This window comes from Rhodococcus sp. 27YEA15 (assembly GCF_049739425.1).
In the GTDB taxonomy this organism is placed as follows: domain Bacteria; phylum Actinomycetota; class Actinomycetes; order Mycobacteriales; family Mycobacteriaceae; genus Rhodococcus_F.
In genome coordinates this window covers 2,260,660-2,285,999 of record NZ_JBMHHW010000001.1, presented here as the reverse complement: position 1 = coordinate 2,285,999, position 25,340 = coordinate 2,260,660, and the positions used below count along the sequence as shown (strand labels likewise).

22 protein-coding genes are annotated in these 25,340 nt (G+C 64.0%); 12 read left to right on the top strand and 10 right to left on the bottom strand.

Annotation, left to right across the window (positions count from 1 at the left end):
• Positions 1-3: 3 nt before the first annotated feature.
• From ABH922_RS10475 to ABH922_RS10465, 3 genes are read right to left on the bottom strand one after another with little or no spacing between them, the layout of a single operon-like run.
• Entirely contained in the window at positions 4-1,365 is a 1,362-nt protein-coding gene (locus ABH922_RS10475) for a metallopeptidase TldD-related protein (protein WP_424806862.1), read from the bottom strand.
• Complete coding sequence (locus tag ABH922_RS10470; RefSeq protein ID WP_424806861.1) at positions 1,362-2,882, bottom strand: TldD/PmbA family protein; 1,521 nt, start codon at positions 2,880-2,882, stop codon at positions 1,362-1,364. Before ABH922_RS10470 ends, ABH922_RS10475 begins: the two co-directional genes overlap by 4 nt.
• 29 nt (positions 2,883-2,911) lie before the next feature.
• Complete coding sequence (locus ABH922_RS10465) at positions 2,912-3,679, bottom strand: TSUP family transporter (protein ID WP_424806860.1); 768 nt, start codon at positions 3,677-3,679, stop codon at positions 2,912-2,914.
• A 38-nt stretch (positions 3,680-3,717) separates the two neighbouring features.
• Here ABH922_RS10465 and ABH922_RS10460 point away from each other — a divergent pair, with 38 nt between their 5' ends.
• Both ABH922_RS10460 and ABH922_RS10455 read left to right on the top strand, forming a co-directional pair.
• A complete protein-coding gene (locus ABH922_RS10460) occupies positions 3,718-4,881 on the top strand; it encodes a sensor histidine kinase (RefSeq protein WP_424806859.1) in 1,164 nt (387 codons plus the stop codon).
• A 93-nt stretch (positions 4,882-4,974) separates the two neighbouring features.
• Complete coding sequence (locus ABH922_RS10455; protein WP_424806858.1) at positions 4,975-5,634, top strand: response regulator; 660 nt, start codon at positions 4,975-4,977, stop codon at positions 5,632-5,634.
• Positions 5,635-5,656: 22 nt separating this feature from the next.
• On the opposite strand, the gene ABH922_RS10450 is transcribed toward ABH922_RS10455, so the two are convergent.
• Positions 5,657-6,343 (bottom strand): hypothetical protein, encoded by a 687-nt coding sequence (locus tag ABH922_RS10450; RefSeq protein ID WP_424806857.1) that lies wholly within the window; start codon positions 6,341-6,343, stop codon positions 5,657-5,659.
• A 182-nt stretch (positions 6,344-6,525) separates the two neighbouring features.
• Between ABH922_RS10450 and ABH922_RS10445 the strand changes: the two genes are divergently transcribed.
• From ABH922_RS10445 to lnt, 3 genes are all read left to right on the top strand, one after another.
• The gene (locus ABH922_RS10445; protein WP_424806856.1) at positions 6,526-7,086 is read left to right on the top strand and encodes an FxsA family protein; all 561 of its coding nucleotides are present in this window, start codon (positions 6,526-6,528) and stop codon (positions 7,084-7,086) included.
• Between the two features lie 18 nt (positions 7,087-7,104).
• Positions 7,105-8,712, top strand: coding sequence for an amidohydrolase (locus tag ABH922_RS10440; protein ID WP_424806855.1), 1,608 nt, complete (start codon positions 7,105-7,107; stop codon positions 8,710-8,712).
• A gap of 65 nt (positions 8,713-8,777) precedes the next feature.
• Positions 8,778-10,274: an apolipoprotein N-acyltransferase gene (gene lnt / locus ABH922_RS10435; RefSeq protein WP_424809624.1), complete on the top strand. Its 1,497-nt coding sequence runs from the start codon at positions 8,778-8,780 to the stop codon at positions 10,272-10,274.
• A gap of 71 nt (positions 10,275-10,345) precedes the next feature.
• On the opposite strand, the gene ABH922_RS10430 is transcribed toward lnt, so the two are convergent.
• Positions 10,346-10,684, bottom strand: coding sequence for an RNA polymerase-binding protein RbpA (locus ABH922_RS10430; RefSeq protein WP_424806854.1), 339 nt, complete (start codon positions 10,682-10,684; stop codon positions 10,346-10,348).
• Positions 10,685-10,873: 189 nt separating this feature from the next.
• Here ABH922_RS10430 and ABH922_RS10425 point away from each other — a divergent pair, with 189 nt between their 5' ends.
• On the top strand, positions 10,874-11,230 hold the full coding sequence (locus ABH922_RS10425) for a hypothetical protein (RefSeq protein ID WP_424806853.1): 357 nt from the start codon (positions 10,874-10,876) through the stop codon (positions 11,228-11,230).
• 44 nt (positions 11,231-11,274) lie between these two features.
• Positions 11,275-11,745, top strand: a complete 471-nt coding sequence (locus ABH922_RS10420) for a DUF5709 domain-containing protein (protein WP_424806852.1) — start codon at positions 11,275-11,277, stop codon at positions 11,743-11,745.
• Positions 11,746-11,758: 13 nt separating this feature from the next.
• On the opposite strand, the gene ABH922_RS10415 is transcribed toward ABH922_RS10420, so the two are convergent.
• Together ABH922_RS10415 and ABH922_RS10410 are read right to left on the bottom strand one after the other, a co-directional pair.
• Positions 11,759-12,856, bottom strand: a complete 1,098-nt coding sequence (locus ABH922_RS10415) for a diguanylate cyclase domain-containing protein (protein ID WP_424806851.1) — start codon at positions 12,854-12,856, stop codon at positions 11,759-11,761.
• 549 nt (positions 12,857-13,405) lie between these two features.
• Positions 13,406-14,365, bottom strand: a complete 960-nt coding sequence (locus ABH922_RS10410) for a phosphotransferase enzyme family protein (RefSeq protein ID WP_424806850.1) — start codon at positions 14,363-14,365, stop codon at positions 13,406-13,408.
• Positions 14,366-14,506: 141 nt separating this feature from the next.
• Here ABH922_RS10410 and ABH922_RS10405 point away from each other — a divergent pair, with 141 nt between their 5' ends.
• Both ABH922_RS10405 and ABH922_RS10400 read left to right on the top strand, forming a co-directional pair.
• Positions 14,507-15,316 (top strand): helix-turn-helix domain-containing protein, encoded by an 810-nt coding sequence (locus tag ABH922_RS10405; RefSeq protein ID WP_424806849.1) that lies wholly within the window; start codon positions 14,507-14,509, stop codon positions 15,314-15,316.
• Positions 15,317-16,132: 816 nt separating this feature from the next.
• Positions 16,133-17,533, top strand: coding sequence for an NAD(P)/FAD-dependent oxidoreductase (locus ABH922_RS10400; RefSeq protein WP_424806848.1), 1,401 nt, complete (start codon positions 16,133-16,135; stop codon positions 17,531-17,533).
• 103 nt (positions 17,534-17,636) lie between these two features.
• On the opposite strand, the gene ABH922_RS10395 is transcribed toward ABH922_RS10400, so the two are convergent.
• Both ABH922_RS10395 and ABH922_RS10390 read right to left on the bottom strand, forming a co-directional pair.
• Entirely contained in the window at positions 17,637-18,065 is a 429-nt protein-coding gene (locus ABH922_RS10395; RefSeq protein ID WP_424806847.1) for a PaaI family thioesterase, read from the bottom strand.
• Positions 18,066-18,319: 254 nt separating this feature from the next.
• Complete coding sequence (locus ABH922_RS10390) at positions 18,320-19,102, bottom strand: hypothetical protein (protein ID WP_424806846.1); 783 nt, start codon at positions 19,100-19,102, stop codon at positions 18,320-18,322.
• A 210-nt stretch (positions 19,103-19,312) separates the two neighbouring features.
• Here ABH922_RS10390 and ABH922_RS10385 point away from each other — a divergent pair, with 210 nt between their 5' ends.
• The 3 genes from ABH922_RS10385 to ABH922_RS10375 are packed head-to-tail and all read left to right on the top strand — an operon-like array spanning position 19,313 to position 22,739.
• Positions 19,313-20,773, top strand: coding sequence for an iron chelate uptake ABC transporter family permease subunit (locus ABH922_RS10385; protein ID WP_424809623.1), 1,461 nt, complete (start codon positions 19,313-19,315; stop codon positions 20,771-20,773).
• Between the two features lie 38 nt (positions 20,774-20,811).
• Positions 20,812-21,894: a FecCD family ABC transporter permease gene (locus ABH922_RS10380; protein WP_424809622.1), complete on the top strand. Its 1,083-nt coding sequence runs from the start codon at positions 20,812-20,814 to the stop codon at positions 21,892-21,894.
• The gene (locus tag ABH922_RS10375) at positions 21,891-22,739 is read left to right on the top strand and encodes an ABC transporter ATP-binding protein (protein WP_424806845.1); all 849 of its coding nucleotides are present in this window, start codon (positions 21,891-21,893) and stop codon (positions 22,737-22,739) included. Before ABH922_RS10380 ends, ABH922_RS10375 begins: the two co-directional genes overlap by 4 nt.
• A gap of 15 nt (positions 22,740-22,754) precedes the next feature.
• Here the strand turns inward: ABH922_RS10375 and ABH922_RS10370 are convergent, their stop codons facing one another.
• On the bottom strand, positions 22,755-25,328 hold the full coding sequence (locus tag ABH922_RS10370; RefSeq protein ID WP_424806844.1) for a bifunctional lysylphosphatidylglycerol flippase/synthetase MprF: 2,574 nt from the start codon (positions 25,326-25,328) through the stop codon (positions 22,755-22,757).
• Positions 25,329-25,340: the final 12 nt, after the last annotated feature.

Below are 25,340 nucleotides of genomic sequence, written 5' to 3'. Positions count from 1 at the left end.
GGACTACTGCGCCTGACTGACCGAGGACATGTGGAAATCGGGTATCCGCATCGGGGGCGTCGCCGTCCGGGTGAACCAGTCCTTCCATTCACGGGGCAGGGTGATCTCGGTGCGGCCGACTTCGGTGACGCGGCGAAGAAGATCGAGGGGGCTCTCGTTGAAGCGGAAGTTGTTGACCGCCCCGACGATCTGGCCGTCTTCGATCAGGTACACGCCGTCACGGGTCAAGCCGGTGAGCAGCAGTGTCGTCGGGTCGACTTCACGGATGTACCACAACGTCGTGAGCAGCAACCCTCTTTCGGTGCGGGCGATCATGTCGTCGAGGGACGTGTCGTCGCCGCCGGTCAGGATCAGATTGTCGCCCGGAACGGCAACCGGGCGGCCGAACTCCCGGGCAGCGTGGCGCGGGTAGGCGAGGGCGTTGACGACGCCGTCCTTGATCCAGTCGACCCGGTCGATGTCCATGCCGTTGTCGAAGAGCGACACCGATTCGCTCGACGCGGCGGTGATGACGAACGGCGCGCTGCGCAGGCCCTCGGCGTCGGGGTCCGACGTCAACGTCAACGCCGTCGTGCCGAGGGTTTCCCCGATCCGGGTTCCGCCGTTCGCGGAGAGCGCGGTGTGCCCTTTTTCGGCGCCGCGCCCCTCCATCGTCCACATGAGATAGATCATCAGATCCGCGACCGCGGACGGCGGCAGAATCGTCTCGTACCGACCAGCAGGCAAGCTGACCGTGTTCTTCGACCAGTCGAGTCGAGTTCTCAACTGCGACAGCAGGTTCGGAATAGAGATGTCGGTGAAGTCGACGGTGCCCGATCCCACCCAGGCGCTGGCGTCGCCGCGTTTACCGTTGATCTCGACGGAGCCGGTGGGCTGCGCCGTCCGACGCCGGACGCCGGTGGAGGTGCCGAGCCAGCTCGTGTGCAACTGGTGGTGAGCGAAACCGAACAACCGGTCGTCGCCATCGAATGCCGTCGAGAGGTCGGCGGCCAGCTGTGTGAAGACGGTGATGCCGGTCAGGGCTGCAGGCTCGTCCCAGGTGGCATCAGCATCACCGGCGGGGATGAGTGGTTCGGCGTCGTCGGCGGGAGTTGCCGTGCGCGCGGCGTTCTCGCTGGCCGCCACCACGGCGGCGATCTGCTGCGGGTCGACGCTGCTGGAGGTGACCGTGCCCACGCGGGTGATCTCACCGTCGCGCACGATCGAGACGACCGTCCACTGCCGCGAGAGCGACACCCCGTTGGTGGTCATCGAGTTGTTGGCCCACCGTAGCGACGCTTCGCTGGCGTCGGTCACGATCACGATGGACTCGTCGACGGTACCTACGGCCAGTGCCTGTTCGACCACCTGCTGCGGGCTGATCACTGCTGTGCCTCCGAACGAGTGTTGAGGATGTTGACGCCGCGAAAGAGCGCGGACGGGCAGCCGTGACTGACGGCCGCAACCTGCCCCGGTTGCGCTTTGCCGCAGTTGAACGCCCCGCCGAGACGCCAGGTGGATTCGCCGCCGACGGCTTCCATCGAACCCCAGAAATCGGTGGTCGTGGCCTGGTAGGCGACATCGCGCACCTGGCCGGCGAGCTTGCCGCCGGTGATCTTGAAGAACCGTTGCCCGGTGAACTGGAAGTTGTAACGCTGCATGTCGATGGACCACGACTTGTCGCCGACCACGTAGATACCGTCCTCGACACGCGAGATGAGTTCCCGCGTCGAGGTGTCGGTGACCGGGTCGGCGGCCAAGGACACGTTCGCCATCCGCTGGATCGGCACGTGGTGCGCCGAATCCGCGTACGAGCACCCGTTGGAGCGCGTCAGGCCGAGGCGGGGCGCGAACACCCGATCCAGCTGATATCCGACAAGGATGCCGCCTGCGACCAGATCCCAGCGTTGGGATGCGACACCGTCGTCGTCGTAGCCGACGCTCGCCAGCCCGTGTTCGACGGTGCGGTCGGCAGTGACGTGCATGACGTCGGTCCCGTATTTCAATGTCCCCAACTTGTCGGGCGTCGCGAACGAGGTTCCCGCGTACGCGGCCTCGTAGCCGATGGCGCGGTCGTATTCGGTGGCGTGGCCGATCGACTCGTGGATGGTCAGCCACAGGTTGCTGGGATCGATCACCAGATCCGTCGGACCGGCGGTCACCGACGGAGCTTTGGTCTTCTCCGCCAGCCAGGCGGGAATCTGCGCCAACTCCTCCGACCAGTCCCACGTGCTGCCGCTGCCCAGGTACTCCCAGCCGCGCGCCACCGGGGGAGCGAGCGTGCGCATCGACTCGAAACTGCCCGCCGACTTGTCGACGGCGGTTGCCTCGAACTCCGGATGCAGGCGCACCCGTTGCTGGGTGATCGTCGATCCGGCGAGGTCGGCGTAGAACGTCTGCTCCTTGACCTGAAGAACACTCGCCGTGACGTGATCGACGCCGTCGGCGGCCTGTAGGCGCCCCGAATAGTCGACCAGCAGCTCCACTTTCTCCGACGTGGGCACAGCGAACGGATCCTCGAGATACGGCGACACCCAGGTCGCATCCGCGTACACCGGTTCGTCGGCCAGGATCACCGGATCGCGGTTGAGGGAGCGCAACGCCTTCGCCACGTCCACAGCCTGGCGAGTTACACGCACCGCCGTCTCCGGGGTGATCTCCGCATGCGAGGCGAACCCCCAGGTGCCGTCCACGACGACCCGCACGGCCAGGCCGATCTCGTCACCGTCGGAGACGGACTGAACGGCGCCGTCCCGCAACCGAATCGACTGGGTCGACAATCGGTGCACCCGAACATCGGCATGCTCGGCGCCGGCGGCCCGGGCCAGCGACAGCGCGGCATCGGCTACCGCGCGCAGCGGGAAGGACAGGAACTCTGCGTCGACATCTCTGGTGACGGTCACGTCACGACGCTAGCCGACCGCGCCGGCAATCACCCGAACTGCTGCCACCCCAGACGGATCACCATGACGATCACCACAACCAGCAGGGTGATCCGCACGAATCCGGAACCCTTGCTCAACGCCATCCGGGATCCGACGACAGCGCCGGCAATGTTGCACGTCGCCATGGCGAGTCCCAATGTCCACCACACGTGGCCGGTGGCCGCGAAGTACACGAGCGCACCGAAATTGGAGCCGAGATTGATCACCTTCGCCATCGCGGCACTGCGTACGAACTCCGTACCGAGAAACGTCGCGAAGCAGATGATCAGGAACGTACCGGTACCCGGACCGAGGAGGCCGTCGTAGAGACCGATCAGCCCCGCCGCAAGCAGAAGTACCAGCACCGTTTTGCGCGTCGTCGGCTTGTGCGTGGCGACGGACGTGCCCAAAGTCGGGCGCAGAGTGACGAAGGCCGCGACACCGACGAGCACCACCATCACGATGGGGATGAAGTACTTCTTGTCGATCAACGACACCGCCGCCGCCCCGCACCCCGATGCCACCGCGGCCAGCGCGGCAGCCGGAACCAGCTGCCGCCACTGCATCGAGATCTTGCGGGAGAAGGTGATCACCGCCGCGCTGGTCCCGGCGATCGCCGTCAACTTGTTGGTGGCCAGCGCCGCCTGCGGCGTCAACTGCGGAGCGACGAGGAACAGTGCGGGCAACAGAATCAGCCCGCCGCCACCGACGACGGCGTCGACCCACCCGGCCGCTGCCGCAGCGGTCAGCAACAAGCCCCAGTCCGCGATATTCACGGCCGTGACTCTCTCACAGCTGTGACAGTCTTGATCTCATGAGGAGGTTCAGTCTGTGGTTGCGGGAGAGACCGATGATCGCGGACAGCGCTCTGGCAGTGCTTTTCTTCGCCCTCGAAGTGGTCACGTTCGTCATGCCGCCCAACCCAGGGAACTGGGTGCAGATCATCGGCGGGTTCCTGATCTGCCTGCCGATCGTCTGGCGCCGCAAATACCCCCGCGCATCGGCTCTCGCCATCTTGTCCATGTCGTTCCTCAGCACTCTGTCGGTGTGGGCGAGCGGCAACGCGAGCATCGAACACCCCGGGCTGCTGGCGCTGGTCGTTGCGCTGTACACCCTGGTTTCCTACGTCAATCGTCGAGTGGCGGCCGTATACGTCGGGTTCCTCGCACTGGACCTGGTCGCGTCGGCTCTGGTCAACGGCAAGGACGTGATTCTCGGCTTCGTCATTTCCACGATGGCATATGCCCTGGCGTGGATCACCGCCGAGTTCATGGGTGCCAGACGTGCCTACGTCGACGAGGTCGCCGCCCGGCTGAAAGTTGCCGAGTACGACCGCGATCGACGGGCCGAAGATGCGGTAGCGGCCGAACGTACCCGTATCGCCCGCGAACTCCACGACGTGGTCGCGCATGCCGTCAGCGTGATGATCGTCCAGGCCGACGGCGCGTCGTACGCCGTGGACTCCAACCCGGCGCTCGCCAAGAAAGCGCTCGGCAACATCTCGAGCACCGGCCGCGACGCGCTCGCCGAGCTGCGCCGCACCGTCTCGTTGCTGCGCACCGAAGTCAACAGCGACGCCATGCCCCAACACGGCACGGCCGGCATCGCCAAGGTCGTCGACATGATGCGCGCCACCGGACTGACCGTCCGACTGGAGCTGACCGGGGAACTCGACAACATCCCACCGACCGTCAGCCTGGGTGTGCACCGTCTGGTCCAGGAATCGTTGACCAACGTACTGCGGCACGCCGGACCCAATCCGAAGGCTCGTGTCACGGTTCGTCGCACCGAAAAATCGGTTCTCGTCGAGGTCACCGACAACGGGACCTCGCCGTCGTCCTTCACCCACGGAGGTGGAAACGGTCTGCTGGGGATGCGCGAGCGAGTTGCCGTGATGCACGGAACCCTCGAGGCCGGCCGTCGCCCCGACGGCAGTTGGCGAGTCTTCTCCGAGCTGCCGCTCACGATCGAGGACTGACCCACCTCTGTGCGCGTTTTCAGCCAGTACGAACTACCAGAAAACGCGCACAGAGGTTTTGCCCTCGAGCAGTGGCCCCGATAGGTTTACCCGGTGCCGATCTCAGTGCTTCTCGTCGACGACCAGGAACTCATGCGGATGGGCTTGAACATGGTCCTCGACGCCCACGAGGACATCACGGTGATCGGTGAAGCCGGAGACGGTGCCGCCGCCGTGAGCGCGGCAATCGCGCTCGCCCCGGACGTCGTCTTGATGGATGTCCGGATGCCCATAGTCGACGGGGTCAGCGCCACCGAGCAGATCATGGCAGCCGGTATCGCCTCCCGCGTCCTGGTGATGACGACGTTCGATCTCGACGAACATGCGCTCGGTGCACTCCGCGCCGGTGCAAGCGGGTTCCTGCTCAAGGACACGCCACCGGAAGATCTGGTGTCGGCCATTCGTAGCGTCGCCGCCGGTGACGCCGTCGTCTCACCGAAGGTCACCCGGCGCCTGCTGTCCCGGTTCATCGCCGACGGTCCGACACCGCACCGCGATCCGACGGTCCTCGACGTACTGACCGAGCGCGAACGCGAGGTACTCGGACTGGTCGCATCAGGAATGTCCAACGGCGAGATCGCCCGACAACTCTTCCTGTCCGAATCCACCGTCAAATCGCACGTCGGACGGATATTGACGAAACTCGATCTCCGAGACCGCGTCCAGGCAGTGGTGCTGGCCTACGAAACCGGCGTCGTCAAACCCGGCGGATAGCCCCACACCCGGACCGACTCGATCAGGAGTCGAACGCTCCCACTGTCGGCAATACGTAGCACTTCTCGCCGCCGATGTAGTCGACGGTTCCGAACAATGCCGCCAGAACCTTGCCGTTGCCGGTGTCCACCACGGTGGACAGGGTGGGAGTGTCGAGCAGAGGCAGCTTCTCGTCCAGGGGAACGATTCCGCCCGCGAGCGTGTTGACGTTGAGCCAGGCCACCGTCAAACCCGAGGACTCGGGAATCCCCAGATATCCCGGTATTGCCTGGAAACGCAGCTGGTTGTCCTTGACCCACGGCGGAATCGGGAAATTGGGTCCGCCCTGGGCGGTGCTGACTGTCAACGTCACCGGGTTACCGGCGACGCCGCAGCCCAGTGTCGGGGCCGGATAGAGGAACGGCTTGGGAACGGTGACCCCGAGGGCAGGAATGTCGAGAGCGGCTGCGATCTGATCGGCTGCGGCTCGCGCGAGCAGGTGACTGACGGCGTCGAAGGCTTCGGGGGAGGTTGCCGCAGCCTGGGTGAGCAGAGCCGCGAGGTCGTCGGCGGCCACCGGTTCGACGATCGGAGTCGGCGTAGCGGGATCCGCCCCGGCAGTTGCGGCACCTCCGAGGACGGTGCCGGCTGTCACTGCGATGACCGCGACGGCGCCGGCAAGCATGGTGCGTAGGCGTCCGGATCGCCATCTACCAGAGGATCGGCTCATGTGAGGCCCCTTCGGTTCCTGGGACCGACCGTTCGGCCCGAGATGACCACATCACGAGTAAAGTCTCAAGGTCAAGTTGAGACTTGTTACCGTTAGAGAACCGTTGGACAGCGATATGAGTTACCGGGAGAAAAACGGGTACTTCGATCGTTGTACCGGTAGATCGTCTGAAAGGGGACGTCATGATCGCCGCCGTATTCCTGCTTTACGTCATCGTCGAGATCGCCGCGCTGGTGCTCGTCGGCAGCGCCATCGGAATCGCCTGGACAGTCCTGCTGTTCCTGGCAGGATCGCTGGTCGGACTGGTACTGATGCGATCGCAGTGGCGGCGCGTCCTCGACGGATTCCGCAAAGCGACCCGTGGGGAAGGCTCACCGTCCCTCGCCGTGGCCGACGGCGCACTGGTGGCAGCCGGTTCCGCGCTGATGTTCGTCCCGGGGCTCGTCACCTCCGTGATCGGCCTACTGCTGCTCATCCCGCCGACTCGCTGGGCGCTACGCCCACTGGCAGTGCTTCTCGCAGGTAAGCGAGCCGCCGCATTCGCCGCAGGCGGGGACGCCTTCGCCGGCACTGTCGGCTATGCCGCCCGAATGCGAGGCAAGGGCGAGGTCATCGACGGGGAAGTCGTCGCCGACGGCACCGCCACCACCGAGTACGTCGCGAGCAACGGCAAAGAACTCGTCCTCGAAGGTGAGATTCTGGACACCGATACCCCCACCCGTTCACCAGGACCACAGCGGTAGGAGGCAGACTGAGTCCTCGTGACTACTCGCCTGCTGGTCAACGGCCGGATCTACAGTTCCTCGGCCCCCGACGCCACCTCCATCGCCATCACCGACGGCATCGTCGTATGGGTCGGTGACGAACGAGCCGGGCGCGCCCTGCATCCCGGCGCCGACATCGTCGATCTCGGCGGCGCGTTCGTCACACCCGGCTTCGTCGACACTCACGTCCACATCACCGCACTAGGGCTCAATCTCGTCGGACTTGACTTGGTCGGCACCCGATCACTCGCCGAATGCCTTTCCCGCGTCGCCGAATTCGGTGAGGCCAACCCCGACGCCGTCATCTGGGGCCACGGCTGGGACGACACGGCCTGGGCGGATCACACCGCTCCTGGCACCGCAGACCTCGACACCGTCGCACCCGGCCGCAAGGTGTACCTCTCCCGAATCGACGTGCACTCCGCAGTGTGCTCCACCGCCCTTCGCGACGACATCGAGAACTTGGCATCGGCGGCCGGATACTCCGCCGACGGCCCGCTCACGTTCGACGCCCACCACCTCGCCCGAACCGCAGCCCGAGCCCTCCTCACCGAAGGTCAACGCGCCGCCGCCCGCACCGCGGCACTCGACCTGTGCGCGTCCCGCGGCATCGTCGCCGTCCACGAATGCGGGGGACCGGACATCTCCGGCCTCACCGACTTCCAGGAACTCCTCGCCCACGACCACGGCGTCGAAGTCCGCGGCTACTGGGGCGAACACGTCAGCACCGCGACCGACGCCCGCGCCCTCCTCGACAAGACCGGAGCCCACGGACTCGGCGGCGACCTGTTCGTCGACGGCTCCCTCGGATCACACACCGCCTGGCTCCGCGAACCGTACGCGGACCTACCCGAATCCACCGGAAACCCCTACCTCGACGTCGACGCCATCGCCACCCACATCCGGGCGTGCACACTCGCCGGTGTTCAAGCCGGCTTCCACGCCATCGGCGACGGCGCGGTCTCGGCCGCAGCTGCCGCATTCCGTCAGGTAGCCGACGAACTCGGTGGCCCCAAGGTCGCCGCTCTCGGCCATCGCCTCGAACATGCCGAGATGATGTCGATGGACGACGCCGACACCTTCGCCGCACTCGGTGTCATCGCGAACGTCCAACCAGTCTTCGATGCTCTGTGGGGCGGCGACAACGGCCTCTACGCAACCCGCCTGGGAGTCGAACGCTCCGCCGCCCTCAACCCGTTCGCCGCAGCCGCAGCCAAAGGCGTCTCGTTGGCACTGAGCTCCGACGCGCCCGTCACCCCCATCGACCCGTGGGCGATGCTGCGCGCTGCCGTCCATCACCACACCGACGGCAGCGGTATCTCCCCGCGAGCCGCGTTCGCTGCGGCAACGCGAGGAGCCTGGCGCGCCGGCGGCATACGCGACGGCCTCGCCGGAACCCTCAACCCCGGCGCACCCGCCTCGTACGTCGTGTGGGAGGTCGGAGAACTCGAAGTCAGTGCCCCGGCAGATTCGGTACAGCGCTGGTCCACCGATCCGCGGTCCCGCGTGCCCGCCCTCCCACGACTGACGCACGACGCACCCACGCCCGTCTGCATCCGTTCCGTCCACCGTGAACGCATCGTCTACGAGCGCGGCACCCGGTGACCGAACAGGTCGACCACCACTCGCGGCTCGGCACCGTCCTCACCGGCTCCGCCTGGCTACGTTCCCTGTACGCCGCTGCGGGTGGACTACTGATCTTCGCCGGCTTTCCACCCCGGCCACTGTGGTTTCTCGCCCCCGTCGGCATCGCACTTCTGACCTGCGTGCTGACGAACTTCGGTCGCGGTGGACTACGGCTGCGCGCCGGGTTCGGCTACGGCTACCTCGCCGGCCTCGGATTCCTCGTACCACTGCTGCCGTGGATCGGGGTCTTCGTCGGCGCCGTCCCTTGGCTCGCACTCGCCGCCGTCGAATCACTGTTCATCGGACTGTTCGGGTTACTGGCAGTCCTGGTCTCACGGTTACCGTGGGCGCCGCTGTGGATCGCCGCCACCTGGACGCTCACCGAATGGCTGCGCTCGAGCGTGCCCTTCGGCGGATTCCCATGGGGCCGACTCGCCTTCGGCCAATCCGAGGGATGGCTGCTGCCGTTGGCTGCAATCGGCGGAGCCCCACTACTCAGCTTCGCGGTCGCACTCACCGGAACCGGACTCGCCGCCGTCGCCGTCCGCATCGGAGCGAAACAGTGGAACCGGGGTTTCGTCGGCGCGGTCGCAGCTGCCGTCGTACCCGTGATCGTGGCCCTGCTGGTAGCGCCGTTCCTGGCCACCATGGATTCCGGAGACAAGACGATCACCGTCGCGGCGATCCAGGGGAGCGTTCCGCGCCTCGGATTGGACTTCAACGCCCAGCGCAAACAAGTCCTCGACAACCACGTCGCCGAAACCTTGAAACTCGCCGACGCGATAGACGCCGGTCAAGCAGACCGTCCCGACGTCGTGATCTGGCCGGAGAACGCCTCCGACATCGACCCGCTGCGCAACGCCGACGCCGCCGCCGACATCACCCGCGCCTCCGAAGCCGTCGGCGCGCCGATCCTCGTGGGCACCGTCCTGGTGAATTCCGACCAGACCACCACCAACTCGGTGATCGTCTGGGACGGCGAGAACGGGCCCCAGGAGCGCCACGACAAGAAGATCATCCAACCCTTCGGCGAATACCTGCCGTACCGGAGCTTCTTCCGGAACTTCTCCTCGTACGCCGACCGAGCCGGAAACTTCGTACCGGGCAACGGCAACGGCGTTGTTCACGCCGCCGCAATCCCCATCGGCGTCGCCACCTGCTACGAGGTCGCGTTCGACCGGGCATTCGAGGAATCCGTCCGCAACGGCGCACAGCTACTCGCCGTCCCCACCAACAACGCCACCTTCGGCGACACCGAGATGACCTACCAACAGCTCGCAATGTCACGGGTACGCGCCGTCGAACACGGCCGAGCCGTCGTCGTCGCCGCCACCAGCGGCGTCAGCGCCATCATCGGCCCGGACGGCACCGTCCATTCCCAGACCGACCTGTTCCTCCCGGAAGTATTGGTGGCCGACGTGCCGCTGTCCACGTCCACCACCCTCGCCACCCGCGTCGGGCCCGCACCCGAGGTCGTACTCAGCGTCCTCGCCGTCGGCGCTGTCGGTATCGCGCTACTCGGGCGCCGACGCCAGAACTGAATCGACCGAACCGCAGACAACGCGAAGGCCGCCCGATCATCAGATCGGGCGGCCTTCGGTAATTCGGGGGATCAGGCTCCGCGACGCTTGGCCTTGAGCAGATCCATACGTTCCTTGAGGAGATCTTCCAACTCTTCCACGGAACGACGCTCGAGCAGCATGTCCCAGTGGGTGCGAGGCGGCTTGACCTTCTTCGCCTCGGGAGCGGTTCCTTCCATCAACGTGCCCTCGAGCCCGTTGCGGCACAACCACGTACCGGGAATCTCGGCCTCGTCGGCGAAAGGAATATCGAAAATCTCGCCGTTGTCGCACTTGTACTTGGCCATCCGGCGGGGTGCGAGGTCATGATCACGGTCGGTCTCGTAACTCACTGCCCCGAGACGGCTACCTCGAAGTACGCGATCTGCCATGGTGGTGTCCTCTCTTCGTTCGTCACCGCTGGTGTGCGTCGTGGACCAGCCAGGGGACGCTCACATACATCTACAACGCAACGAGCACCCGATTGGTTCCCGTGTGGCGAGCAGACACAACCACGCCATCTTACCGGGTGGCCGACTGATGCACGGAAGGCGTCCACACCTCGAGTACAGTGTGCAGTCATGGCGGACACCACTGACAACGCACGCTCGGTGACCACTCGCGCCGGAGCCCCGTGCGTATGGTGTGGCCGCGAGGTGGCGGTCGGCGGAATCGGCCGACGACGTCGATACTGCAGCCAGTCCTGCAGGCAACGCGCCTACGAGCAACGCAGCGCCGTCAAAGGCACCAGCATCCCCGAGGACGCTGTCATTCTCACCGCGACCGAAGCCGGCGACCTGGTTGACAGGATATTCGAAATACGCTGCGCTGCAGAAGATATCGCGACAGCTGTCACCGAGGGTGCCGACCGCGACGAGCTTGTCGACATCACCGGCCGCCTGGTGGCTCTCGCACGCGATGCCGAACGCTTCCGCTGAGCATTCCATGGCCAACGTGGGCCAGGCATGGCATCGTTGAATCCATGAGCGACATCGACGACACCAGCACGGCGAACAGCGGCGACTACAGTCTCGACGCCGACGACCAACTGCAGGCCGAGGACTCCCTGGTGGACCGCGGAGTGGACGACATCCTCGACGAGGGGATTTCCCCACCGGAACGCCCACTCGGGCTCAACGCCCACGGATTGACCGGCGACGAACAAGCAGCGGGGGAGACGCTCGACCAACGGCTCGCCGAGGAAGAACCCGACCCGTACGCACGTCTGGGAGATCCGCTTCTCGACCCGTCCGATGACGACGAGTCCGAACGTACCAGCGAATTCCCCGGTGACGACGAGGTCGGACACCGCCGAGTCGGTCGGCTGGTCGCGGGCGACGAAGGCAGATACGAAGACGAGGAAAGCGAACTCTTCGCCGAGGACGTGGGAATCGACGGCGGAGCAGCTTCGGCAGAGGAAGCAGCTGTCCATCTGATCGAAGATGCCGACTGACGTCCCTGGAAGACTAGTCTCGCGGCCGCGTCAAAACGATGGAGTGGACATGATTGCCACCCAGGCGTTTACTCTCGTACATCGCAGAATCCGCCAGGCGGTGCAGCGACTGGATCCCCTCGTCCATGTCCTCGTCGTCCGCCCAGATACCGTTGTGAATGGCGATCCCGATACTCGTGGTCGACGCAGGTTCCCCGGCGGACATGTTCATGATGCGACCGATGTCCGCCAACAGATATCCGACGCTCTGCTGCGGCATGATCTGAACGACGATGAATTCGTCACCGCCGACCCGGGCGATCGCAGCATCCGAAATCGCCCACTCGTGCAGGCGATACGCCGTTCGGAGAATCACCCGATCGCCGACGTCATGTCCGTAGGTATCGTTGAAATGCTTGAAGTTGTCGATGTCGATGACAACGACGAGTAACGACTGATCCGGCTCGGAATGGGCGTGCAGAAGTTCGGCAGTACGCCGAGCCAGGCCACGTCGATTCAGAAGATCCGTCAGCGGATCCAACTCCGATCCCTGAGCGTCGTTACTCAATCGCGACAACGCGATCTGAGTGACCACCGGGATGACCGTGATGACCGTGATCGCGAAAACCGTTCGACCCAGTACGTCGAGAGTGGACGGTTCCGCGTTCGAGAACACCCCGAGCGCGGCAACGACGATAACCGCCGACGCGGCCAGGAGATGGGGGAGTTGGACACGCAAACTGTGAAAAAAGGCGATATACGAGCCGATTATCCCGAAAACCAGGCATCCCAGCAGTCGTTGGTCGAGATTCCCCTCGGTCAATACCACCACGGTGATGGCGACGTCTGCGAGGAAGACCATCACGTACGAGCGCTGGCGTGTGGTGACCAGCAGTGGCACCACCAACGCGGCAATCAGGGTGAGCGCCGCAATGACGATGTCGAAGGGAAACTCGCCAACCGACTCGGACCTCGAACCCAGACGCTTGAACACGATCGAGGTGCCCATCAGGAAGATCAGGACACCGAGAACCACCCGAGTCGGGATCAGGATTCCGTTGTCACGCAAAAATCGGGTGAAACGGTCGAACTGGTCAGGTGCCGAGAACCAGCGTCGTACGGCATTGGGCATCAGCCGCACCGACGGCGCCGACCGCGCAAAGTGGCTGTCCCGGTTGTGCACATGACGGGATAGTAGTCGGTAACCAAGCGTGAACATGCGCCGATAGCCGGGATTCGTCGATAATATTACGTCACAGTGACGTAATATACCTTGGGGCTGCCGAAGGGGAACGCCACGGCCGGCCGTTACTCACCTGTAACTCCGCCAAACACACACCTGCCGGCAGGCGTGTTCACTACTGGCGACCGACTCGCTGAGAGTGTTCTCACAGGCGCCGGCGAGCCCTCGGTTGCCGAGGATGCAGACACGCCGCACCTAACCTGTACCGCGCGGGCCCTGCGATGCGTTCTGTAGGTCTGTCTACACACATACATCCGGAGGTCGTCAACGAAGGGCGCCGCGAAGAAATGTCAGGTCGACTCACCGTGAATCGCAGGTCGATAAATTGCCGATAATCTACATTATGTCAAGTAAGGTGTTCCCCGGTCGGCTTGGCGTATTGACCGCTATGGACGCGACGCCCACAACTTCGCATCCGATTCCACACTTGCGGGCCGATCACGTACTCGTCACCGGACCCAGTGCTGACGCCCACCCGAACGAGTCGTCGACGGGAATCGCCGCGATGGCGTGCCACAGCATGAGAATCTCCAACCACTGTGATTCGCTCGGCCCCAGCGGCCGCACCGATTCGTATCCGGCACGAAATACCTGCCGAACTGCTGGCGGCGTCGGCCGCCAGTCGGTGAACAACGTGCTCAGATACGTGCAAGCCTTCGCGAGATCATTCACGCGATGGTCCACCGTCACCTCGTCGAAGTCGAGGATCCCGCACACCTCGGAGTTTCGTGTCAAGATATTGGCTGCCCGAAAGTCGTTGTGCACCAACTGAGGCGTATCCACGAGATCGCCGATCCCGGACAGCAGCGCGGCCAATATTCGTGACGCCGCGGGTGCACGTCCTCGATCCGAGTGTGACAACCAGGTGCTGATCCGGCTCTTCAAGCCCGTGGACGACTGCCGGTCGTGGCGGACGAATCCGAGCGCCTGATGCAGCTTCGCCAAATGGGCTCCGGCCGAAAGCACCGAAGCACGATCCTCGACATCCAACCAACTCCCCTCGATCTCCGGCAGCACGGTGACCGACAGCGTCCCGACAGGACCGTCGACCTCCACCCGGACCAACCCTCCTGCCGCTGCAACCGGCGATGCCACCGGAACACCCCAACCGGCGAGAACAGGTAATAACCGCGTCGAGCCCTGCAGGGCCGGGAAGCGTTCGCGATCTCCGGACCACTTCACCACCAGGTCTCCCCCGTCACTGCCCACCCACGCGATCGCGTTCTGGTCACTGACAACTATCCGAGTGCACTCCCCGGCGGTAATCCCCCACACGCCGGCGAGATTCCGCGACATCCACGCCGCAACCGACTCGACATCTTCGAATCCGAACCGATCCCTCAGCGCAACTACGGGATCCGCCGATTCCCACAGCATCGACAATCCCGCTTGCAGCATGGCCCCGACCCTAGTCGTTCGTTGCGCTTTTTACAGACGTGAGATTTGTGGGCGACTTTGTCACCAAATTTTTTGTCGTCTTGGTTGACATGTATAAAACTGCATGTATTGCATGACTGACACTGCATATATGCTCACGAAGTGGTGAATCGGGCGAAAACTCCTCGTACGCTTGCGCAGTTGCGCGCCTCGGCGCAACTTACACAGGCCGAAGTTGCACATACACTTGGCATCTCACAAGATGCGGTGGTCAAACTCGAACGAGCGAGTAATCCACGGATTTCCACGATCCTCGGCTACGTGGCCGCGTTAGGCGGCTCGGCGACGGTAACGATCGATCTCGGAGACCATCACCATACGCTGCTCCTACCTACCGCCACCCTGCCCGTCACCCCTGACGTCGAAGCGTGGTGTGTTCGTGGTCGAAACGACCGCGGGCACGAAAGCCTCTGCATGAATCACGGCATCATTGCGATCAGTAACGGTGATGAGTTCGACGAAAGTATGAACCGTCGTCGAACGGACGCCGAACTGCGACGGCTGACCGAATCCAGATATCCCGACCGATCGCCGCGGGGAATCAGCGTCTTCGTCGGTTATGTTCGCGCTTTCGGCGAGGCCATGTCCATCGGAGACGTTGTCGTGATGCCGTTGTCCGGCCATCGTGACTCCGCGGGTACTCAGGTAGTCACGATGGCCGGACGACGACGAGTGGTCAGTGGCTACAACGTCGCCATCGGCCGCGTCACCGGCGACTACGAATTCGTACTCGACAGCGATCCCCTGCGTTGCCACCGGCGCACCGTCGCCTGGTCGGCGGTGGTCGCAGCGGACAGCGTGCCTGTCGATATTCGTTCCGCGGTGAACGCGCCGGGCACCATTCACAAGATCGCGGCGACAGGTGCCGCCGAGCGGCTTCTCGAGCTCGCTGATACCTACTCCCCCCGCTGAATCTCGAGCGGTCAGCCCGCACGCGGATCCAGACACCCGCGCGTAGCTCTCGTCGCTCATCCGGTCATTTCGGTATCGAACGAACAGCGGCAGGACGCAGGTGCCGCGCTGAAGTGCCGACGGGGGTTTGTGACCTGTCGGACATCTCCTGTACCGCGGTCGGCCTGGTCGGTTAACTCGGTGTGTGTGAGTGTGACAGCCGCACAATGACGCCGTGCGGCTGTCAGATCGATGGCGACGCGAGATGCTGCTCGACGCGGCGCCTGGGTAGATGGGACACTCGCTGCTGATTCCCCGTAGCACCCACGCCTCCGGCGGATTTCCTCGGCCGAGCATCCAATGTTTTTGAAATGCAACGTTTCCCGAAGATCGACATGGTCGATTGCCCGTGTCAACTCATGTAGCGCGCGATTGGTGTGCCAACGAATGTGCGCGACGCGAGGGGGATCTGACAAGCAGGGAGCGACGGTATCGGTACGGTGAGGTGATCTGGAAGTCAGGTCGCGCAGTAGGAGAGGTTGAGCACATGGACTGGGCAGCAATTGGTGTCGGAGTGGGCTACGCGTCGGTGGCGTTGTCGATTCTGGTCTTCGTCGGCGGGTGCATCGCGCTCTTCGTACTCTCGATTCGGCAGTAGTCGCACCTGGAGGTTTTCGGATTCCGTCACGGCTGCCGGGCATCGGCAGTCATGGCGGAACCGCCGATATCCAGGTCTTGATCGATTCGGACTTCGACCGCCTGTGGATCATCTCGACGAGAAGGTCGTCCCGGTGGGGACTACCGTGAGAATGTCGCCTAACACTCGAGGAGCACGGAATGAGTATCCAGTCGGTTGAACCGCACCGCCATCGCGTCGTGGTGATCGGTTCCGGCTTCGGTGGACTGTTCGGCACGCAGGCTCTGAAAAAAGCCGATGTCGACATCACGATGATCGCACGGACCACACACCATCTTTTTCAGCCGCTTCTCTATCAGGTGGCCACCGGCATCTTGTCCGTCGGCGATATCGCGCCGGCTACCAGACTCGTGCTCCGTAAGCAGAAGAATGCACAGGTCCTGCTCGGTGACGTCGAATCGATCGATCTCGAGAACAAGACCGTGACGTCGCGTCTGCTCGAGCGCAACACGGTGACGCCGTTCGACAGTCTGATCGTCGCCGCAGGTGCCGGTCAGTCGTATTTCGGCAACGACCAGTTCGCCGAGTTCGCTCCCGGCATGAAAACCATCGACGACGCGCTCGAACTGCGTGGTCGCATCCTCGGCGCATTCGAGCAAGCCGAGTTGTCGAACGATCCGGAAGAACGTGCGCGTCTGCTGACGTTCGTGGTGGTCGGCGCCGGTCCGACCGGCGTCGAGTTGGCCGGACAGATCGCGGAGTTGTCGAAGCGCACCCTCAACGGCGCGTTTCGTAACATCGATTCGCGGGAGGCTCGCGTGGTGCTGCTCGACGGCGCGCCGGCGGTGCTGCCTGTCTACGGCGGAAAGCTCAGCCGTAAGGCCGCTCAGACTCTCGAGAAGCTGGGCGTGGAGATTCAGTTGGATGCGATGGTCACCGACGTCGACAACGACGGGCTGATCATCAAGGAGAAGGACGGCACTCTTCGTCGTATCGAGTCGCAGTGCAAGGTGTGGTCGGCCGGGGTTCAGGCCAGCCCGCTCGGTAAGCAGCTCGCGGAGCAAAGTGGTGGTGAGACCGACCGGGCCGGCCGGGTTCTGGTCAACCCCGATCTTTCATTACCCGGGCATCCGAATGTTTTCGTCGTCGGTGACATGATGTCTCTCGACAAGTTGCCCGGCCTGGCTCAGGTGGCCATGCAGGGCGGCAAGTATGCGGCAAAGCAGATCAAGGCTGGGCTCGGCGGGCAGTCCCCCACTGATCGCGTGCCGTTCAAGTACTTCGACAAGGGCAGTATGGCGACGATTTCGCGTTTCAGCGCCGTCGCCAAGGTGGGCAAGCTCGAGATCAGTGGTTTCATCGGTTGGGTGGCGTGGCTGGCAATCCACCTGCTGTATCTGGTGGGATTCCGGTCCCGCGCGTCCACGTTGCTGTCGTGGGCAGTGACGTTCTTCAGTCGTAGTCGAGCTCAGATGGCGTCGACCGAGCAGCAGGTGTTCGCGCGCAACGCAATCGGTGAGCTGGAGAAGAAGCAGAAGGAGCATTCGACAGCCCTCGGCGACACAGCCACCGACGACGAGGCGACGAAGAACGCCAGCTGACTCAGTTTCGGTAGTGGGTGTGATTTCTGCTGAATCGTTCTGTGGGCGGTGACGGGAAGCAATTCCGGTCACCGCCCACAGTGTCATGCCTGGCCCGCTGGGTTTATTTACCGATATTCGCGGTGTCGGTGATGTTTGCCAGGCGGACCTGGCCCTTGGCGATCAGCCGGTCCTTCTCGTCGGTGATCCGAACTTCCCACAGCTGCTGGGTGCGGCCACGGTGAATGGGAGTTCCCTCGGCGGCCAGAGTTCCCTCTCGTACCGCGCGGATGAAGTCGGTGTTGTTGTTCACGCCCACCACGTGGCCGCGGCCTGCGAGCCATGCCATTCCGCCGACGCTGGCAATCGATTCGACGACCGAGCAGTAGACGCCGCCGTGTTGTATCCCGGCGGGCTGGTGTAGTGACGGTGCAACTGTCCACTGGGCTCGCACTCGATCCGCAGTCACCTCGGTGTACTGGAGTCCGAGGGTGCCGTCGAACCCGGTGCCCAACAGGCGGTCCATTCCGTCGAGGTTTGCAGAGTCTGCCATGTTCGCTCCATCCGATTGTCGTGGCGCCGTGGCGGCTGCCGCTCGCCTACTTGCCTACACGAACGGTTTTGATCACTGTCGGCCAGGTGGTGTGATGCGAACTGGCCGGGAAAAAGAACCGGCGGGTTTCACATCGTGTGATGTGAAACCCGCCGTGGGAAGGACCGGGAGTCTCTGCAGCCCTCAGGACTCCGGCGCGGTCCGGCAGTTTCGGTACGAATGCGGTATGTTCGCGTCCGCGTCGTATGAACTAATTATAGGCAAGGCTGACCTAATTTAGCAATACCTTCGTCGATCTGATTCCAGCGCGGCCGAGTGACGACTCGACGACGGAGTCGGACCGGCAGACCAGCCGAGGCGAACGCATCCAACAGGCCCTGCCCACGCCGCTGCGCTGCCGATTCGCCACCTCCGGCGAGGATCGGTACATACGCGGTCGCTCCGAGAACAGCTTCGCCGACCAGGCCCCAGAATCGTTGTGCGTCCAGCGGCCCGCAGCGCGAGACGCCTTCGTAGATAGCCCGCAACGATGTCAGGCATCGATGCGCCGTCCATACGAGCAGTGCCTCTTCGCAGGGCATGTCCACGACGCCGGGGCCACCGAACTCGCGGCCACTCGGTGCGACGCGCAGGGTTTCGTCGACAACACCTGCCCAGTCGATGCCGCCGTCACTGTCCATGTGAATCCACAGGTTCTCGAGTCCGGCGTCCCACGCCGAGCCTTCGAGCACCAGCGACGCGGTCACCCGGCCGACCACTGCGTGAATCAACGACGTGGCCACCTGGACCGCCGCCGCTTCCGCGCTGTCGAGATCCTGCAGGGATCGGACGAACATGAGTTGAACTCGCTCGCCTTGCAGGCCCGCCTCCAACTGCCACCAGCGGCGTTTACCCTCGTTGGCCATCGTCGCCACGGCGTAGACGCGCGGGTAATCGGGGTTGAGTGCGCGAAGTCGAACATTGGTGCTGCTCAGTGCATTCGAGCTGTCGTCGAATGCGCGCATCTCCGCATGCTGGGTGGTCAGGGTGACGGTCACCGTGCACTCCAATCGGCCGAAGGTAGTTTGTACATCCTAACGTAGGTTAGCCTAACCAGAACTCAAGGGTAAAACGCTGTGACGCACAGCACAAAACGTGCACTTCGGTCGGATGCCAGCCCCACAGATCGCGTGAGCACCTAGGGTTCCGTAACCTAAGTACTGAATTCTCTGCGCATCCGGATCAGGAGAAAAGAACCGACAGTGACCATGACGAAACCACTCGGGAGCGGCCGCCCCCGAGGACCGAGCGAGACGTACGGCCGGAAGATCGTGCCCCGAGGGCCTGCTCCGGCCCGGCTGAGGATCCTGGCAGCGCTTCTCGACACCTTGGTCATCGCTCTTCCGCTGGTGATCGGTTGGTACATCGTGCAGTCTCTGCAGGACGACAACGGCGGCGGCGAAGCCGACAGGGCGGTATTCGGTGCCACGGCCGTTGCGATCGCTGCCGGGCTTCTCATCTGGAATTTCGGATTTCGTGAGGGCGCGACGGGCCGAACCTCGGGCAAGGGCTGGGTAGGGCTGGTCACCCGCGACGCCGAGACCGGACAACCCGTAGGCGTCCGACGGGCATTGCGCAGACCTCTCGATCGATCGGGAATCGAGGTGGTGCGCGAGAGCACCGCCAAGGACGAGGGGTTCGAAGAACTCGAGCGCGACAACAGCGTCGGTGCGACGCGCCGGCGTCGCCTGGTCGGTCTCGCGGTACTGACGATCCTGTTGGCGCTGGTAATGCTCGCCAGTATCGCAGTCGGCGCCAGACCACTGACCTTCGCGGAGATCTTCCACGCACTCTTCAGCTCCGAGGGATCGCAAACCGACATCATCGTCCGCACTCTGCGCGCACCGCGCACCATCATCGGTCTCGCCGTCGGTATCGCATTGGGTGTCGCAGGCGCACTGATCCAAGGACATACCCGAAACCCGCTCGCCGACGCCGGCCTGCTCGGACTGAACGCCGGCGCAGCGTTCTTCGTCGTCATGGCGATCTACCTGTTCGGATTCACGGCTCCCAGTCAGTACCTGTGGTTCGCCTTCGCCGGCTCCTTCGTGGCGAGTGTCGTGGTGTTCGGAATCTCCTCGATAGGTAACGGTGGTTCCAGTCCGCTCAGCCTGGCGTTGGCCGGGGCCGCCGTCGCGTTCTTCCTCGGCGCCATGACCAACGCGGTCATCATCCTCGATCAGACCAGCCTCGACGCCTACCGGTTCTGGGTGGTCGGATCGGTGTCCGGACGCGGGTTCGACGTGTTGTGGCAGGTTCTGCCGTTCCTGCTCCTCGGATTGGTGATCGCGCTCGCCAGCACCCCTGGGTTGAACGTGCTGAGCCTCGGTGACGACGTGGCCAAGGCGCTCGGAACCAATATCTTCTTCAGTCGTACCCTCGGCATCGTCGCCATCACGTTGTTGACCGGCGCAGCCACCGCAGCGTGTGGCCCTATCGCCTTCATCGGCCTGGTGGTCCCCCACGTCGCCCGAGCGATCACCGGCCCGGACTACCGATGGTTGGTGCCGTACGCGGGGATGCTCGGTGCCGTCATGTTGATCACCGCCGACATCATCGGCCGGGTCGTCGTTCGACCGGGTGAACTTCAGGTGGGCATCATTCTCGCCATCTTCGGCGCACCGTTCTTCATCGCACTCGTCCGCCGCAGGAAGTTGGCAAGTCTGTGACGATCAACATCGACAAATCCGAACTCGGCGAACCCGATGTGGGCGAATCCCGGGCACCGGTCCGCACAGTCCCCTCTCGGCAAGCGATCCGAGTGGGCAAGTTCTCGCTGGTGTATCGCCCCCTCGCCGTCACGGTCGGCGTGACGTTGGCCGTGGCGGTGTTCGTGTTGCTCTGCGTCAACATCGGCCGTGGTGACTACCCGATCTCCATCCCCGACGTCGTGTCCGTGCTGTTGGGCAACGGTACGAAGACCCAAAATCTGATCGTCTTCGACCTGCGTCTGCCCCGTTCGTTGACTGCTCTGCTGATCGGGATGTCGCTGGGCATGGCCGGTGCGATCACGCAGACCATCGCCCGCAACTCGCTCGCCAGCCCGGACATCCTGGGAATCACGGCGGGCTCCAGCGCTGCAGCGGTTGCCCTCATCGTCCTCGGCGGCGGCGGATCATTCGTGGGATTGCTTGCCACACTGGGCATTCCGTTGGCGGCGCTGTGCGGTGGGTTGATCACGGCAGTGTTGATCTACACGCTCGCGTGGCGAAAAGGTGTAGAAGGTTTCCGACTGATCCTGATCGGTATCGGCGTCAACGCCATGCTGGTGGCCGCAACGGGGTGGCTGCTGATCTCGGCAGACATCAACGACGCCTCCCGCGCGCAGGTGTGGTTGAACGGCTCCCTCAACGGGGCCGGCTGGAACCAGGTGTGGCCGGTGGCAGTGGCCGTCGTCGTCATCGGTGGGTACGCGGTGATGTCGTCCTTCAACATGGGGGCGCTGCGTCTCGGTGAGGACAATGCGACGTCCCTGGGTGTGCGCCTGCAATCGACGCAAGCCAAACTGTTGCTCTCGTCGGTTGCGCTCGCGGCCATCGCGACCGCCGCAGCCGGCCCGGTGGGGTTCGTCGCCCTCGCAGCGCCGCAGGTCGCGATGCGGCTGGTGCGCTCGGCCGGTCCCCCGATCATCGCCTCGGCGCTGACCGGCGCCGTACTGGTCGTCGGCAGCGACGTGATCGCGCGAACAATCCTCCCGGTGGAGCTGCCCGTCGGAATCGTGACGTCCGCTCTGGGTGGACCGTTCCTGCTCTACCTCTTGGTCCGTAACAATCGGAAGGTCACAGCATGACCACCACCAATGCCCATGACGCGTCGACCCGGCTGGTTGCCCGGAATCTGACACTCGGCTACGGCGACCGCATCATCGTCGACGGACTCGACCTCGAAATCCCTACCGGAGTGATCACAACGGTCATCGGCCCCAACGGTTGCGGTAAGTCCACGCTGTTGCGAGCGTTGGGCCGACTACTCAAGCCCAAAGGCGGATCGGTCGTTCTCGACGGCAAGTCGATCAGCTCGATGAAAACCAAAGACGTGGCCAGGATCCTCGGCATGCTTCCGCAGACGCCGGTGGCGCCGGAAGGACTGACCGTCGCCGATCTGGTCTCGCGTGGTCGCCATCCGCACCAATCGTGGATTCGTCAGTGGTCCGCGGACGACGAAGGTGAAGTCGCCGAGGCGTTGGAGCTGACCGGCGTCTCCGACCTCGCCGATCGGCCGGTTGATCAACTCTCCGGTGGCCAGCGCCAGCGTGCGTGGATTTCCATGGCGTTGGCGCAGGGCACCGATATTCTGCTGCTCGACGAGCCGACCACCTACCTGGACCTCGCACATTCGATGGAGGTACTCGATCTCGTCGACCAACTGCACGAGGAAATGGGCCGGACCGTGGTGATGGTCCTGCACGATCTCAACCTCGCGGTGCGCTACAGCGATCACTTGATCGTGATGCGTGACGGCGCCGTCGTCGCCGCCGGGATTCCCAAGGACATCATCTCGGCCGAACTGCTGCTCGAGGTGTTCGGTCTGGAAGCCGCAGTGATCGACGACCCGGTCTCGGACCGGCCTCTGATCGTGCCCATCGGTACTCGGCACGTGTTCGGCGCAGTTGGCGGGCCCGCTGTTCCGCAGTGACAACCGCTCAGCCCCTCAGCGGCCGATGATGGTTCGCACCAGTTTGAATCCCTGACCGATCGACACGGTCGGCAGGTACGCGCGGCCGACCGCGTTGCCGATACTCGGCAGCGCGGCCGGATCCGCGAAGGTCATGTGCATGGGTACGTAGCGCGGCTGGAACTTCGACTTGAACGCCAGCAGGGATCGGAATCCGTACACGGGTTCGAGGGTCCGGCCGAGTAAGTCGAGGACGGTGTCCATCACCGCGGACAACGTCGACGCTTCGGCCTCGTTGGGATTGGGTCCGTCGTCGGTGGTGATCTTCGCCAGCGGGGCGCCGGAGAGGCTGAGGAACTCCGCTCCCTCCGCTTCCAGGGTCAGGGCTGCGGAGGCGATGAGGAATTCCATGGCCGGCCGGAACCCTTCCGAGCGGCGGCGCATGAAGTCGAGCGTCCAGCCGACCACCTGCCCGTCGCGGTACACCGGCAGCCACGACGTGATGCCGTGGACCGTCCGGTCTTCGTCGACGGCGATCAGGCACCGTACTCGGTCGTCGTCGATCTCGTCGAGACCGCCGAGTGTGAAGCCCATTTCCGGCATGCCCTTGTCCGCGACCCACTCCTCGGAGATCGCGACTATCTGGTCTTTGATCGCAAGGGGGGCGTACGGGTAGGAGATCCATTCGGCGGTGATGCCGGACTTCTTCGCGCGGTTGAGTGCAGTCCGTACATCTTGGAAGCGTTTACCGGTGAATGCGATCCGGCCGAGGTCGAGGACAGTCTCCTCGGCCACCTGCAATCCACTCCAACCCATCGAATCGGTGATCGCGCGAACGTCGTCGGTGACGGAGTAGAAGCACGGTATCCAGCCGTTCGCCGACGAGAACTCGGCGAACTCTCGGATGGTCGACCGCATTCGGTCTGGTGGCCCTACCGGATCGCCGGTCGTCAACGCGACGCCGACGAGAACGCGGTATGCGACGTAGCTCGATCCGTCCGCACTGAACCAGTACGTGTTCCCCTTCCATGTCGACATCCAGGACAGGGGGCTTCCGGTTCCCCGCAACAACATCGACCGGGCACGTTCACCGGCCTGCGGATCGACCGCCTTGACGGGTTTGAGGAAGGTCACGAACAGGAGGATCGCCGCGACGAGCCAGAACACGACTCCTGTCCACTCGAACAGCAGTGTCGCCTCGATGTCGACCGGAAGCAGTCTCGGATCGATCAACTGCAGATACACCGGCGGGACGAGCCGCTGAGGGAAGTCCGCCAGGAGCATACCCACGGTGGGTTCTCGATCGAACCCGTGCCGGGCCAGCATCCCGCCACCCACGTAGACGAGCGCCAACACCGCCGACGTCGCGACCATCACCGCGGCCAACCGGCGATACGTCTTCGCCGGTGCCGCCACGTCGAAGTACCGGCGCGTGCAGATCAGCATGATCAGCACGAACAGCGGCGTCAGAAAAGGCACCAGCGTCCGATACACGTTGGGATCACTGAGCCCGTAGAACAGGCTGTCGCTGTCGGTGGCGTCGATGAACCGGATGACGAAGTTGCCGATCGACAGGACCAGCAGGACGACCTGTGCGACGACTGTGGCGATCCAGGCAAACCGACGACCACGGCGTAGACCGTCACCGAGAACCACCACGAAGATCGACGGCATCAACGAGAGCAACGTCGGTCCCACTCCGGAGAGCCTGAGTGAGAGCAAACCGCGGCGGCAGTCCGGGTCGGCGGCGGATTCAGCACACAATTCTCTGACTTCGGCGACCGTCCACGGCACACCCCGGAACAAGTCACGAAGTACGGCCAGGGGTCCGACTGCTTGTGGCGACAATGCGGCGATCATCGGGCCTATCGCACTTGCGGCGACCACGATGGCCACCAGAACCCGGCCTTCGCGCTGTGTTCCGGCAATACGATCACCGCGAGCCGATCGACCGACGATCCACTGGCCGATGACCAAACCCACCACTGCCGCGAACATCCGAATCAGGTCCTGAATCTGTCCGCTGAACAGAGCCAGGGTAATCGTGAGGGCGAGTGTCCCGACCCGAATTCGACGCCGCCACAGGGTCTGCATGTTCGCGCTCGCGACCATGGCCGCACCGACGATCGCTGCGCTCGCTCCGATGGCACCGCCGACATGCAGTCGGAACCCCCAACTCGCATCGAAACCCTTCGCTATCGTCGCCCAACCCAGAGCGAGAATCACACCGAGTATCTGAGTGGTGGCGCCGGCGAGCGCGAGTTTGGCCGAGCCCATCCGCCGTTCCAACGGAGCTGCCACGGCAACCAACAACACTGTGGCGCCGATGTATCCGAGCAGATTGCCCGACCAGAGGATCGCGGTCAGCGGAGTCCAGATCTTCCCGTGCTGTAGCGATCCCATTCCCGCGGAAATCGAATGAGCCAACGACCGTGACGGTCCGTGGACCAGGCTTGCGGTCACGGCTCCGAGGATCCAGATCGTCACCAGCAACACCGCGGTCAACGGTGCATCGCGAACTCCGAAGCGGACGATGTCGACGACATTTCGAAGGTACGTGCGAGTTCGCGAGGTCGACTTCACAGTGTCCGGTGGACTGTCGATCGTCATCTGCGGTCCGGC